Source organism: Curvibacter sp. Hmag1.1, assembly GCF_059769165.1.
In genome coordinates this window covers 64,841-77,471 of the sequence record NZ_JBMBGX010000002.1, presented here as the reverse complement: position 1 = coordinate 77,471, position 12,631 = coordinate 64,841, and the positions used below count along the sequence as shown (strand labels likewise).

The window sequence follows — 12,631 nt, the reverse complement described above, 5'->3', positions numbered from 1 at the left end:
GGGTTCAATAAGCAATTAATGAGCACTGTCGGGACCATAGCTCAGTTGGTAGAGCAGCGGACTTTTAATCCGTTTGTCGTGGGTTCGACCCCCGCTGGTCCCACCAAGATTTTGACGATTTAGGGGAATTTAGCTCAGCTGGTAGAGCAGCGGACTCTTAATCCGTAGGTCGAGAGTTCGAATCTCTCAGTTCCCACCACCTACAAAGTGGACCTTAAAACCCGCCTTCATTCGAAGGCGGGTTTTTTTATTTGGGGCTTACGCCCCGACGGCCGGATCAGACCTCCAACTTGGCAGTGAGGTCGAGCCAAACCTCCTCCAGATTTTGGAGCTCCACATTCACTGCTTTCAATCTTTTTCCCGCTTCTGCAATCTCTGAAGGGTGCGGGTTGGTGGAGAGTTTGGCCTCCAACTCTGCGCCCTCGGCATTGAGAGTTTCCATACGCGCCTCGGTTGCGGCGAGGTCTTTTTTCCACTTTTTCAGTTCGTCTGCAGTTGGGCCAACTTTCACAGCAACAGGGGCCGTCACAGATACTGCAGGAACACCAGCCTTGGCCTCCTCTTTGGCAAGCTCTCGCTGACGCTTGGCTTCATCCAAAAGGTATTTCTGGTAATCATCCAGATCGCCATCGAAGGGCTCGACCCCACCTCGAGAAACCATCCAGAACTCATCGCAGACCGAGCGCAACAAGGCCCGGTCATGACTCACCAGCATCACGGTGCCTTCGAATTCGTTCAGCGCCATGGCCAGCGCTTCGCGTGTTGCCAGATCTAGGTGGTTGGTCGGCTCGTCAAGTAGCAGCAGGTTAGGGCGTTGCCACACGATCATGCACAGCACAAGTCGGGCCTTCTCACCACCGCTCATGCTGCCTACGGCCTGCTTGACCATGTCGCCGCTGAAGTTGAATGTTCCCAAGAAGCTGCGGAGGTCCTGTTCACGGGTCTGCTGTCCGGCAATTTTGCCGGCAGCGGTCATGTCCTTCACCAACCGGATCATGTGCTCCAGCGGGGTTTCGTCAGGGCGGAGCACGTCCAGTTCCTGCTGGGCGAAATAGCCGATGTTCAGGCCCTTGCCTTCGGTCACTTCGCCACCCAGAGGCGCGAGATCTCGGGCCACGGTTTTGACCAGCGTGGACTTACCTTGTCCGTTGGCACCCAATATGGGGTCTCCTCGTTTTCAGTGCAATAAGTGACGGTACGCAAAGCTAGCACTGGCGCGGGGGTGGTCTGGGTAGACCGTTGATTTCATTGACTTTCCTGTTCGCTTTGTAAACGGGTATGGTGGCCTCCCACTTTTGAGGTTCACGATGCAGGGTTGGCACACAACGTTTTTGGGGATGCGTGGGCTCCCCCGCGATATCAGCGACTTCGAGATGAAGGCATTTTTCACCTTCGATGGTGCCGAGCGCGACGCAATCAATGCACGCCGAGGTGATTCCCACAAGCTTGGTCTGGCGCTCCATATTGGTTTCCTGCGCATGAGTGGGCGTTTGCTCGGTGCCTTTCGGGTAATTCCAGTAGCCTTGTGGCGCCACCTTGGCAACGAGCTTGGCATTGCAGCACCAGAAGTCGCCTCGCTGAGAGCCATGTATGAACGCGGGCGCACGCTATTCGATCACCAACAAGTAGCCTGCACGGTCCTTGGATTCCAGTGGATGAGCGAGCACCAGCGCCGCTCACTGGTACGTGAACTGCGCGACGAAGTGGCGCGCTGCGCCGACCGCGATCAGCTACTCGTGCGGGCGCGTCAATGGCTGTACAAGAACAAGCTGGTGATCGTGCACGAGCGGGCAATTCGGACACTGATTGCGGCGGCACTTGCCCAGCTTGAAGTTGAAACAGGCACCGCCATCGCCGCCAGCGTTGATCCAGCAACACTTGATCGCTGGCGAGCCTCAGTTTCAGAGCTGCGCCCAGATGGACAAACCCAGCAGAGTTGGCTATGGGCTGCACCGGCGAAACACTCAACCCGCCAAATCAGCGAGGTACTGGAGCGCATCGACCTGCTTTACACGCTGGACGTTCATAAGCACCTGGCAGACATCCCCGATCTCATCTTGCGCCGCTACGCGCGCCGACTTGTCTCCAGGCCGCCCTCAGCCGGAGCCAAGATCAAAGAGCCAGCGCGCACCGTGGAGGTCGCATGCTTTCTTCGGTATTGCCTGTTCACCACCACAGACCAGTTGATCCTTATGGTGCAGCGCCGGATCGCCGATCTGTGGCGTCAGGCTGCCGCCGATGTCCCCGCTACCGTCAATTGGGCCGCAATGTACAAAACGCTGCTCGGCGAACTTGTTGCCTTGAGCGCGCAAGGTGCGGTGCCAGATGCTGAGTTGCGTGCCCGTCTTGAAGCCTTGATCACCGAAACCCAGAAACGCAAACCACCGAGCAGGGCCTCCCTGGTCCGCGAGGGATTGATTGATGGAATTCGCCCCGTGCGGTCGTTGCTCGTCGCCATTGCAAAGCTGCCCTGGCAGGCCACCGGCGAGCATCCTGCCATCGAGTACCTTGCCAAGCTGCAAGCTTTATATCTCAAAGGATCCAGAAAGCTGCCAGTTGAAGTGGTGGCACCAAGTCTGGGAATGATCTGGCAGGTTTCGATCTCCAGCCCAGACCGGGAACGGGCGTTTCAGGCGTTGGAGGTGGCCACCCTGTTTGCCCTGCGCCGCGCGGTGCGCAATGGCTCGGTCTGGATTGAGCACAGCCTGAGCTTTCGGGGTCGTGCGCGCTTGTTCTTCACGGACGAGCGTTGGCAGGCAGAGTCCAAGAAACACTATGCCCGTCTATCGTTACCCAGCAAGGCTGCCACTTTCTTGAAGCCTTTGCTGGCCAGAGTAACTGCCGGTGTCGATGCGGTGGCCGCTGCAGCCCGCAGTGGCGTACTGCGCGTGGATGATGAACTCCATTTGTCGCCATTGCCCGCAGAGGACGAAGACCCAGAAGTGACCAAGCTGCGCGCGGCTTTGGATCACCGCATCGGTGAGGTTCAATTGCCGGAAGTGATTCTGGCCGTTGACGCCCAGGTGCGCTTTAGCTGGATCATGCTCGGACGTGAGCCGCGCTCTACCGACGAGCTGCTGATGGTCTATGCCGGCATCATGGCCCACGGCACCAGTCTGACTGCGGTCGAATGCGCGCGCATGATTCCGCAATTGTCTGCCACCAGCATTCGCCAGGCCATGCGCTGGGCGCGGGACGAACGGCGTCTGAGCCAGGCCTGCCAGGCTGTGCTGGAATTCATGCAGCGACACCCGATTGCCGCCACCTGGGGGCGGTCCGATTTGGCATCTTCTGACATGATGAGCATGGAGACCACCAAACGGGTGTGGCAAGCCCGGCTTGATCCTCGGCGCAACACACCTTCCATTGGAATCTACTCCCATGTAAAAGACCGGTGGGGCATCTTCCATGCGCAGCCCTTTGTGCTCAATGAGCGCCAGGCGGGCGTGGCCATTGAAGGTGTCATCCGCCAAGAAAAGCTGGAGACCAGCCAGCTTGCTGTGGATACCCATGGCTACACCGACTTTGCCATGTCACATGCCCGTTTGCTTGGTTTTGATCTTTGCCCGCGGTTGAAGGAACTCAAACAGCGCCACCTCTTTGTGCCACGCGGCACCAAAGTGCCCGCAGAAATCGCTGCGGTGTGCGAAGCCAATGTCGACGTCGCTTTGATCGAAAAGCATTGGGATAGTCTGGTGCACCTGGCAGCCTCGGTCATGAGCGGACATGCCAGTGCGGTGGCAGCTCTTGCGCGGTTCGGTTCTGCCGCCCAGGGCGATCCAATCTATGAGGCTGGCGTGCAATTGGGGCGGTTGCTGCGTACGGCGTTTTTGGCTGACTACTTTGTCAAGGACGCTTTCAGGAACGAGTTGCGCCGGGTGCTCAATCGGGGCGAGGCTGTTAACGCCCTCAAGCGCGCCATTTATACCGGCCGGATCAGCCCGGCGCAGGCCAAACGTGTCGATGAAATGCAGGCTGTGGCCGATGCGTTGAGCCTGATGGCCAACATCGTGATGGCGTGGAATACCTCACAGATGCAGGCGGTCCTGGATCGCTGGTCGAACCGCCGCCAGGTCATTCCACCGGAACTGATCGGGAAGATTGCGCCCACCAGGCTGGAGAGCATCAACTTGCGGGGTGTGTTTCGCTTCCCGGTTGACCGCTATGCTGACCAAATCCTGCCTTCGCGGCCAAATGCATCGATAACTGGCACCAATGGATGAAACCGACCACGGTTTGACGCCACGAATCGCAGATTTGAAAGTGAACAGGAAAGTCAATGAAATCAACGATCTACCAACACCACCTCCGCGCCAGTGCTAGCTTTTCGTACCGTCACTTATTGCACTGAAAACGAGGAGACCCCTTGGAGCATCATTTTCCGACCCAACGGTTCCGACTGTCCAATTCGAAATCCGCTAATTCAATTTTTTATGCAACTTAACATAATATACATCGTATGAAGTAACTACCAAGCACCTTTGGGTCGTCGTGCCCGTATAAAGGCTGCAATGATGGCTGCGGATTCCTCTTTCTTTACTTGCTGGGCAAACTCCAAAGCCCCTAGACCCTTGTCATTCTTTAAGCCAGGATCTGCACCGGCTTCCAGCAAAAGCTTTACCGCGGAACTATTCCCATACATTGCGGCCATCATTAACGGCGTTGTCCCGTTGGGAGAAGTCGCATCCACATAGGCGAATTGATCCAACAAATAATGCATGACGGCAGTATGGGCATTCGTCGCTGCATAGTGCAATGGAGTCCATCCGGGCTTATTTACATCAGCGTCCAGAGCGACCAATGCTTCACAGAGTGCCAGATCACCGGCAAAGGCTGCAAGCATCAAGGCGCTTTCATCCTGGGGGCTACGAGCTTCCACCTTGAGTTCCGGATGGGCCAAGAGAAGCTTCACAATCTTCGGCGCTGGTGCCTTGATAGAAACCAACAGTGCCGGCAAGCCACGGGGATTGACTGTGTTGGGATCAAAACCACGCTGCAGCAACGCTTCAACGACGACCGCGTTGTCCTTGTCTATGGCGAGAAAAAAGTCTTCATAGGATCCGGCTCTACAGATGGAAAATCCAATAAAAACATAGGTAAAAACCAGAAACTTAATGTAATTTCTCATGTCTCTACCTTGAATAAACCCTCAAAGTTCCGGCTGGTAACGGACGCAATATCTTCAATGGAACAGTCCCTGATCCGGGCAAGTTCTTGTGCGACGAAGGGCACATAGGATGGATTGTTGGTCTTCCCGCGGTGGGGCACTGGAGCCAAATAGGGACTATCCGTCTCGATCAACAGGCGATCGAGGGGAACCATGGCAACAACATCCCGGATGCTCTGCGCTGACTTGAAGGTGACAATTCCAGAGAAAGAAATGTAGAAGCCCAGGTCCAACGCACGGCGGGCGACCAAGGTATCTTCAGTAAAACAATGGAACACGCCACCGGCGCTCTGGCTATCTCCGCACTCACCCTCCTCCTTGAGCAACCTAAGGGTGTCCTCAGATGCATTTCGCGTGTGGATAACCAGCGGTTTACCCAATTGGCGCGCTGCTCTGATGTGGAGTCTGAAGCGCTCACGTTGCCATTCCATATCAACAATGCTTCTGTCGCCGAGACGGTAGTAGTCCAGACCCGTTTCGCCAATCGCAATTACTTTGGGAAGTGAGCCGAGAGACAACAGCGTTTCTAGGTCCGGTTCCCTGACCCCTTCGTTGTCAGGATGTACGCCTGCGCTAGCCCAGATGTGCGGAACGGAAAGTGCAAATGAATGAACAGCTTCAAACTCTTCCAGAGTCGTGCAAATACACAAAGCACGGTCCACTTTGGCGGCCCGCATTGCTTCGGAAATACTGGGCCAACTGAGTGCCAGCTCTGGAAAAGTAAGGTGGCAATGGGAGTCTGTAAACATGCGGTACCCGATGTGATCTCGGGTGCATGCATAGGAACGGAGTCGCAGGCAGTCCCGATGAAGTGAATCTTTAGACTGTTTGGGTTGGGCGGTCAGATGCCATATGAGCACCCAAAATCTCTTCGATCTTGAGCTTGAGCGCCCTCGACTTCTCGTCCTTGGGAAAAAGAATGCCAACGCCCTGGGTTCTTCCCCCGGCAGCTTTTGCTGGGGTGATCCATGCCACTTTGCCGGCTACAGGGTAGCGCTGCATATCTTCAGGCAAGGACAAAAGCACGTAGACATCGTCACCTAAGTTGTAGTCACGGGTAGTAGGTATGAAAACCCCACCCTCGGTAAACATGGGAATGTACGCAGCGTAGAGTGCAGCCTTTTCCTTGATGGAGAGCTGGATAACGCTGGGCCGGGCGCTGGGGGTAGAGGTGCTGCTCATTTTTTCCTTGGGTCGCCAGAGTTTAGGACGGATTGCGCCTGAGAGACAAGAGCTTCCGCCATCAACCCTGCGTTGAAGGGATGTTCCATGGTTTTCATTGCACCAGCTAACTGTTTGGACCATTGAGCTAGCAACTTGATATCCGTCTTTATGCCTTGCAATGAGGTCTTTGGAAAGAACCGGGGCTCAGCCCCGGAAAACTGAAGCATCAAATCGTGGCAAACCTTGTGTGCAGCGTCGATCTGAAGCGCAGCTCCCCAGTCCTCGAAGACAGTCGTATCTCCTGCCAGCAAGGCTTTGGGTATCAGGGGCCAGGCTTCCAGCGCGGAACCGGCACTCGCGATAGCCAAGGCATCGTCTGGCCTGCCGCCTGAAGCCTGAAGTGCCAAAGGAATCACGTCCCGTGAAAGGCCCTGCGCCACCAGCCAATCGCTGGCCTCATCTGGGGATGGCCATTCCATGGTGTGAGCTATACACCGGCTACGAATGGTAGGCAACAACTGATGCGCAGATTCACTGGCCAATACAAACCGCACATCGCCCACCGGCTCTTCCAAGGTCTTCAGCAAAGCATTCGCCGTGATGTGGTTCATGTCTTCCGCGGGGAATACCAGCACCACTTTCCCCCTGCCCCTCGCGCTTGTTCGCTGCGCAAACTCTACGGCTTCCCGCATGGCGTCAACACGAATCTCTTTACTCGGTTTGCGTTTCTTGTCGTCGATTTCGGATTGCGCTTTCTCACTGAGCGGCCATAGCAGCTCGAGCATGGTGGTCTCCGGCATCAACACACACAAATCTGCGTGGGTGCGCACATCGATGGCATGGCAGCTTCCGCAGGTACCACAGGCGCCATGGGGGCCAGGGGATTCACATAGCCATGCTCTGGCCAAAGCGAGGCCCAGAGCGTATTGCCCGAGTCCCGAGGGGCCCTGCAATAGCCACGCATGACCTCGCTGGCTCAAGAGCGAATCCGTCTGACGCTGAATCCAAGGCGCCACAGGATAAGTGTTGCCGTCTGTCATGTGGAGAAGTAGCCACGTTCAGATAATGCAGCCATCACGTCACGTCGGACTTCTGAAGGCGCCTGGTCTGCATCAATTCGTGCAAAACGCGCCGGGTCGGACGTCGCCCGGCGTGCATATCCCCTAGCGACTTGGTCAAAGAACGCCTCTGGCTGCGACTCAAATTTGTCCGGAACCCGGGCGCCAGCCAGTCGGACAGCAGCAACGGCCGGGGGTAAATCGAACCAGATGGTGGTTTGAGGCTTCAATAGGTCTGCCGCGGAGTTGCCACCGTGCGAAGGCAACTTACCCTGCACCCAATACTCCAGGGTTTCCAACATTTGCCAGTCAAAGCCTCTTCCTGCACCTTGGTATGCAAAACTGGCGTCCGAAAAACGGTCGCACAACACGACATCCCCTTTGTGCAGCGCTGGAACGATCACCTTTTGCACATGGTCACGACGCGCTGCAAACACCAGCAGGGCCTCGGTCATGGCGTCCATCGGGTCGTTCAACACCATGTTGCGCAACTGTTCGGCCAAGGGCGTTCCACCCGGTTCCCGGGTCAATGTGACGGTACGGCCTGCATCCAAAAAAGCTTGTCGCACAGCATCAATGTGTGTGGACTTGCCCGCACCATCGATACCTTCAAAACTGATGAATAGTCCTTGCATAGCCGGCAACTCAGCGCCCTCTTTGGTATTTGTCAACTGCCCTATTGTGCTCGTCCAGGGTATTGCTGAAGTGGCTACTGCCATCCCCGCGGGCCACGAAATAGAGGGCCTTGGAGCTCTGCGGGTTGACCGCCGCCAGTAATGCCGAGCGGCCGGGAAGCGAAATAGGTGTGGGTGGCAGGCCGTTGCGTGTGTAGGTGTTGTAAGGCGAGTCGGTCTGCAAATCAGTACGACGCAGGTTGCCATCAAACTTGTCACCCAAGCCATAAATTACCGTCGGGTCTGTTTGCAAACGCATGCCGATCTGCAGGCGGTTGTTGAACACGGCTGAAATCAATCCTTGGTCTGCAGTGCGCCCTGTTTCCTTTTCGATGATGCTCGCCAGTACCAGTGCCTGGTCAGGGCTCTGCAGCGCCAACGAGGGAGTCCTGAGTTTCCATGCCGCTTCCAGGTGTTGATCCATGGAGCGCATGGCCCGCCGCAACACAGCCAGATCACTGCTGCCCTTGGAGTAGGTGTAAGTGTCCGGGAAAAAGCGCCCTTCGGGGTGTTGACCACTCCTGTCCAAGGCTTCCATCACTGATTCATCAGACATGGTTTTGCTGTCAGGTCGCAGACCTTCGGCCTTGGCTAGTGCCTGTCTGGCTTGGCGGAAGGTCCAGCCCTCCACCAGGGTCACGGAACGTAAGGCTTCATCACCTTGAACTACCTTTTGCAGCAGAGTCATGGGCGTGGTGCCCTCCGGCAACTCGTAGCTGCCCGCCCGGATGTTGCGGGACTTCCCTGAAATCCGGAACCACCAATACAACAGGTCGGGCTGGACCTTGACTCCGGCTGCGGCGACCAAACGAGCCACGTCTCTGGGGCTGCTACCTGGCTCAATATTCAGGTCCACGCTGGCAGCGCTTTGCGCCAGTGGTGCATGGACCCACGCAAATCCTGCGGCAAACAGGGCAGCTACTGCCAGAACAACCGCAATCAAAAAGCGCACAGCCCTACTCTCTGTCTGGATGAAACGGGGAATCATAATTCAGCCTATGACCAGTCAGAACCTGTTGCCCTCCCCTTCCCTGCCCGACGGTGTCGCGCGTTTGAGCCATTTGGGCGTGATCCGCATCCATGGCGAAGACTCCGCCAAGTTTATTCACGGCCAATTGACGCAAGACTTTGCGCTTCTAGGGCTTGACCAAGCCCGTCTCGCCGCCTTTTGTTCCGCCAAAGGGCGCATGCAGGCATCATTTATTGGCTTCAAAGCCCCCGACGGGGATGTGCTTTTGGTCTGCAGCCGGGATCTGCTGCCCACCACCTTGAAGCGACTGTCGATGTTTGTCATGCGTGCCAAGGCCAAGCTCACAGATGCGTCGGACGAGCTCTCCCTTTGGGGCCTCGCGGGAAATGCTACAAAAAATATAGCTGCTGGCGCATATCCGGCGTGGGCTAAGTGGGATATTGAGCAGGATTCAATCATTAACCTTTACCCGGCGGCAACAGTGCACAGGCAGCTCATGGTCAGCCCGGTGAGCCGTGCAGCGCCCGAAGGGGCGGAAATGGAATTGCCGGTGTGGCAATGGGGTGAGGTGATGAGCGGAGTCGCCACATTGTCCAACCCGGTCTTTGAGGCATTCGTGCCCCAAATGTTGAATTACGAATCTGTGGGGGGCGTGAGTTTCAAAAAAGGCTGCTACCCGGGCCAAGAGGTGGTGGCGCGTAGCCAGTTCCGCGGCACGTTAAAACGCAGGGCTTTTGTTGCCCGGAGCACATCCCTTCTCACGGCTGGTCAAGAGATCCTCGCTAACGGTGATGCCGATCAGCCCGTTGGTCTCGTAGTCCAGGCTGCGCCTGATCCGCAGGGTGGTTATGTGGCCATCGTGTCGCTTCAGTTGTCGGCTACCGAAGGGCCTTTGAGTGCGGGCGATAGCGAAATTCAGCTGCTGCCGCTTCCTTATCCCCTGTTGGAAGACATTTGAACGGTATTCACCCGCTGAATTTTTGTCTAGACGGATGACGTTGCTTGATTAGCCCCCCATAATAGATAAAGAAAGACAACGCGCCGAAGGGAATCCGTTCGCTTATGTCCACACCGCTCACCAAAGAAGAAGCATTCGCCCGACTGGGATCGATCACCCGTGAGATGCACGAGGCTCTGTCGGTGCTGGGGAATAACCAGCTCCACAACATCGTGGAGGAGATACCGAACGCGCGCGATCGCCTGGCCTATGTCGGGAAAATGACCGAGGACGCCGCCAACAAGGTGTTGACCCTGGTAGAAGTGGCCAAACCGGCATGTGATGATCTTTCCGGCCGTGGCAATGAGTTGGGCGAAGCCCTGAACCGATTGGCCCAGGCTCCCGACCTCAATACCGACAAGGCGCGCGGCATGCTGCTGACATGCGCAAAGTTTGCCCACTCTACTGCTGAGTTTTCGGGCAAGCAGGCTGAAGTGCTGAGCGACATCATGATGGCGCAGGACTTTCAGGACTTGTCTGGTCAAGTGATCAAAAAGGTCATCGACATCATCACCCGTACCGAAATGCAGTTGGTGCAGTTGCTGATCGACAGCTCCCCTGAAACAGTCGCTGTGCCGAAGTCCGGCGAGGCTGGTGCTGCGGCCTCTGTGGACACCCATGTACTCGAAGGCCCCCAGACGGCAGAGACTGCGCTCAAGCAGGACGACGTGGACGACCTGCTGGCATCACTGGGTTTTTAAGTTTTCCAGGGCTTCAGGCCCACTGCAATTCCATCGTCTGGTGCGCAATGCCGGCTTCCATGTACTCTGCGCCTTGCCGGACAAATCCTTCCCTGAGGTAAAAGCCCACCGCGCTTACTTGCGCATGCAAGACGATGCCAGTGTCTCCCCGGTCTTTGGAGACGGCCATCAACGCATGCAAAACCTGCCGGGCCAGACCCTGGCCCCGCAATGCTTTTTCGGTGGCCATGCGCCCGATTCGGCCCATGCCAGGCTCATGCTTCATGAGACGCCCGCTCGCCACGACCTGGCCCAGTCCGTTCTCAGCTACGGCATGGATGGCGGTAGCGTCTGCCTCGTCGCACATGAGCGCTTCATCAATCCCCTGCTCGTCTGCAAACACACGGTGGCGTAGTGGAGCAATCTGCTCCGCCAGCGCCCCCCATGCCCCGGTGTGAGCACGAACAGAAGGCTTGCCCGCTTCATAGTCCGTCATCAAGCGGCGTAGCGCATCGGGAACTGAGCGCGAGGTTTGGGTCGCGGGGTCTGCGAACACGTAAACCAACTCGGCCGTGATCAGCAGCTTCTCGCCCTGAAAAATCGCCCCCCTGAAGTTGATGGAGCTGGTGCCAATTCGCTCGCAACGCAAGCCCACGTGCAACAGATCGTCGTAGTGGGCAGAGGCGTGGTATTCCACAGTGGCCTTTTTGACGTAGAGGTCGCCCTCCAGCATCACCATCGCAGCCTCATAAGGTACCGCCAAGGCGCGCCAATAGTCCGCCATGGCAGTGTCCAGATAGGTCAGGTAGTGGGCATTGAACACAATTTTTTGCATGTCCACTTCAGACCAACGCACCCTCAGGGTGTGAAAGAAGCGGATGTCATTGCGCACAAGGGTCATGGCTGAGCCTCCTCAAGTCAGGTGAAAAGCGGCGCGCAAGGCGCGGGCCGCATCCGCATGGGCCGTCGCGGCCTCGCTGATGGCACGGCCCATTTTGATGAACTCATGAACGACGCCACGGTAAATCTCCAGGTCCACAGCGACACCCGCCATGCGTAGCCGGTCTGCATATTGCACCCCCTCGTCCACCAGCGGGTCACACTCCGCGAGCCCGATCCAAGCCGGTGCCACTCCGCTCAGGTCTGCCTCGAATCCGTCCGCGCGTAAGCCGTCCAGGGGGGCGAAGCGCCAATCATCACGGTCGGCAGGTGTGCGGATGTATTGTTCAAAGAAATAGGTAATGTTTGCTTCATCCAGCACAAAGCCCTTGGCAAATCGCTTGTGGGAGGCCGTGTTCTGGTGGCCGGCGCAGCCCGGATAGAACAAGAGCTGCAATGCCAAAGGCAGCGCATGGTCACGCGCTTCGATGGCACAAGCCGCCGACAAAGTGCCCCCTGCACTGTCCCCACCGATGGCCACTCGTGCTCCGTCCAAGCCCCTGGTTGCTCCATGGTGTGCAATCCATTGCAGTGCATCCCAGCTGTCCTCATGGGCGGTGGGAAATTTGAACTCCGGCGCCAGCCGGTAGTCCAGCGACACCACCGCGCAGCCCGCCAGGTGGGCCAATCGGCGGCACAAGCCGTCATGGGTGGCTATGTTGCCAACGGTAAAGCCGCCGCCGTGCAAGTACAGCAGCACCGGCAAGGTGTCGTGGGTGGGCGCATAGTGGCGTGCCGGCAATGAGTAGCCATCCCGCGCAGGGATGGTGAAGTCCTCCACACGGGCCAGCTTTTGCACCGGCAGCTCCAGCACATTGGCTGCCGCCGCGTAGGCCGCTTTGGCCTGTGCTGCATTCATCGCGTGCATGGGTACATGGCCGGCGCGGGCGATGCTGTCCACCACTTTCAGGGTGGCCGGTGTGAGCAACGTGCGCGGGTTGGCGTGGTGGTCAAAATGGTGACTCATGGCAGGCAGAAGAAT

General features: G+C 57.2%; 11 protein-coding genes, 2 tRNA genes and 1 pseudogene. 5 read left to right on the top strand and 9 right to left on the bottom strand.

Annotated elements, in window-relative coordinates:
- Nucleotides 1–30: 30 nt before the first annotated feature.
- Together ACOAP0_RS00740 and ACOAP0_RS00735 are read left to right on the top strand one after the other, a co-directional pair.
- A tRNA-Lys gene (locus ACOAP0_RS00740) sits at nucleotides 31–106 on the top strand.
- Between the two features lie 17 nt (nucleotides 107–123).
- Nucleotides 124–199 (top strand) — tRNA-Lys (locus tag ACOAP0_RS00735).
- 78 nt (nucleotides 200–277) lie between these two features.
- Here the strand turns inward: ACOAP0_RS00735 and ACOAP0_RS00730 are convergent.
- A pseudogene (locus ACOAP0_RS00730) lies at nucleotides 278–1,162 on the bottom strand (ATP-binding cassette domain-containing protein); the annotation flags it as partial.
- Nucleotides 1,163–1,307: 145 nt separating this feature from the next.
- Here ACOAP0_RS00730 and ACOAP0_RS00725 point away from each other — a divergent pair.
- A complete protein-coding gene (locus ACOAP0_RS00725; RefSeq protein WP_003049965.1) occupies nucleotides 1,308–4,223 on the top strand; it encodes a Tn3-like element IS1071 family transposase in 2,916 nt (971 codons plus the stop codon).
- Nucleotides 4,224–4,468: 245 nt separating this feature from the next.
- Here ACOAP0_RS00725 and ACOAP0_RS00720 read toward each other — a convergent pair whose 3' ends face one another.
- The 6 genes from ACOAP0_RS00720 to mltG all read right to left on the bottom strand — a co-directional run bounded on the left by ACOAP0_RS00720 (nucleotide 4,469) and on the right by mltG (nucleotide 9,051).
- Nucleotides 4,469–5,128: an ankyrin repeat domain-containing protein gene (locus tag ACOAP0_RS00720; RefSeq protein WP_498376022.1), complete on the bottom strand. Its 660-nt coding sequence runs from the start codon at nucleotides 5,126–5,128 to the stop codon at nucleotides 4,469–4,471.
- Entirely contained in the window at nucleotides 5,125–5,916 is a 792-nt protein-coding gene (locus tag ACOAP0_RS00715) for a TatD family hydrolase (protein WP_498376023.1), read from the bottom strand. The genes ACOAP0_RS00720 and ACOAP0_RS00715 overlap by 4 nt, the downstream gene beginning before the upstream one ends.
- Nucleotides 5,917–5,986: 70 nt before the next feature.
- Nucleotides 5,987–6,349, bottom strand: a complete 363-nt coding sequence (locus ACOAP0_RS00710) for a PilZ domain-containing protein (protein WP_087493824.1) — start codon at nucleotides 6,347–6,349, stop codon at nucleotides 5,987–5,989.
- A complete protein-coding gene (locus ACOAP0_RS00705; protein WP_498376025.1) occupies nucleotides 6,346–7,371 on the bottom strand; it encodes a DNA polymerase III delta subunit-related protein in 1,026 nt (341 codons plus the stop codon). Before ACOAP0_RS00705 ends, ACOAP0_RS00710 begins: the two co-directional genes overlap by 4 nt.
- Nucleotides 7,368–8,024 carry a dTMP kinase gene (gene tmk, locus ACOAP0_RS00700; protein ID WP_498376026.1) on the bottom strand — a complete coding sequence of 219 codons (657 nt, stop codon included), beginning with the start codon at nucleotides 8,022–8,024 and terminating at the stop codon, nucleotides 7,368–7,370. Before tmk ends, ACOAP0_RS00705 begins: the two co-directional genes overlap by 4 nt.
- A 10-nt stretch (nucleotides 8,025–8,034) precedes the next feature.
- Nucleotides 8,035–9,051: an endolytic transglycosylase MltG gene (mltG, locus tag ACOAP0_RS00695; RefSeq protein ID WP_481873344.1), complete on the bottom strand. Its 1,017-nt coding sequence runs from the start codon at nucleotides 9,049–9,051 to the stop codon at nucleotides 8,035–8,037.
- Between the two features lie 10 nt (nucleotides 9,052–9,061).
- On the opposite strand from mltG, the gene ygfZ reads away from it, so the two are divergent.
- Both ygfZ and ACOAP0_RS00685 read left to right on the top strand, forming a co-directional pair.
- Nucleotides 9,062–9,991 carry a CAF17-like 4Fe-4S cluster assembly/insertion protein YgfZ gene (ygfZ, locus tag ACOAP0_RS00690; protein ID WP_498376027.1) on the top strand — a complete coding sequence of 310 codons (930 nt, stop codon included), beginning with the start codon at nucleotides 9,062–9,064 and terminating at the stop codon, nucleotides 9,989–9,991.
- 104 nt (nucleotides 9,992–10,095) lie between these two features.
- Nucleotides 10,096–10,731: a protein phosphatase CheZ gene (locus tag ACOAP0_RS00685; protein ID WP_087493829.1), complete on the top strand. Its 636-nt coding sequence runs from the start codon at nucleotides 10,096–10,098 to the stop codon at nucleotides 10,729–10,731.
- A gap of 13 nt (nucleotides 10,732–10,744) precedes the next feature.
- On the opposite strand, the gene ACOAP0_RS00680 is transcribed toward ACOAP0_RS00685, so the two are convergent.
- Entirely contained in the window at nucleotides 10,745–11,611 is an 867-nt protein-coding gene (locus ACOAP0_RS00680; protein WP_498376028.1) for a YbgC/FadM family acyl-CoA thioesterase, read from the bottom strand.
- 12 nt (nucleotides 11,612–11,623) lie between these two features.
- Entirely contained in the window at nucleotides 11,624–12,616 is a 993-nt protein-coding gene (locus tag ACOAP0_RS00675) for an alpha/beta hydrolase (RefSeq protein ID WP_498376029.1), read from the bottom strand.
- Nucleotides 12,617–12,631: the final 15 nt, after the last annotated feature.

Excerpts from the sequence above, each read along its gene's own strand:
- ACOAP0_RS00725 (WP_003049965.1), top strand. The coding sequence starts at position 1,308 with ATGCAGGGTTGGCACACAACGTTTTTGGGGATGCGTGGGCTCCCCCGC.
- ACOAP0_RS00720 (WP_498376022.1), bottom strand. The coding sequence starts at position 5,128 with ATGAGAAATTACATTAAGTTTCTGGTTTTTACCTATGTTTTTATTGGA.
- ACOAP0_RS00715 (WP_498376023.1), bottom strand. The coding sequence starts at position 5,916 with ATGTTTACAGACTCCCATTGCCACCTTACTTTTCCAGAGCTGGCACTC.
- ACOAP0_RS00710 (WP_087493824.1), bottom strand. The coding sequence starts at position 6,349 with ATGAGCAGCACCTCTACCCCCAGCGCCCGGCCCAGCGTTATCCAGCTC.
- ACOAP0_RS00705 (WP_498376025.1), bottom strand. The coding sequence starts at position 7,371 with ATGACAGACGGCAACACTTATCCTGTGGCGCCTTGGATTCAGCGTCAG.
- tmk (WP_498376026.1), bottom strand. The coding sequence starts at position 8,024 with ATGCAAGGACTATTCATCAGTTTTGAAGGTATCGATGGTGCGGGCAAG.
- mltG (WP_481873344.1), bottom strand. The coding sequence starts at position 9,051 with ATGATTCCCCGTTTCATCCAGACAGAGAGTAGGGCTGTGCGCTTTTTG.
- ygfZ (WP_498376027.1), top strand. The coding sequence starts at position 9,062 with ATGACCAGTCAGAACCTGTTGCCCTCCCCTTCCCTGCCCGACGGTGTC.
- ACOAP0_RS00685 (WP_087493829.1), top strand. The coding sequence starts at position 10,096 with ATGTCCACACCGCTCACCAAAGAAGAAGCATTCGCCCGACTGGGATCG.
- ACOAP0_RS00680 (WP_498376028.1), bottom strand. The coding sequence starts at position 11,611 with ATGACCCTTGTGCGCAATGACATCCGCTTCTTTCACACCCTGAGGGTG.
- ACOAP0_RS00675 (WP_498376029.1), bottom strand. The coding sequence starts at position 12,616 with ATGAGTCACCATTTTGACCACCACGCCAACCCGCGCACGTTGCTCACA.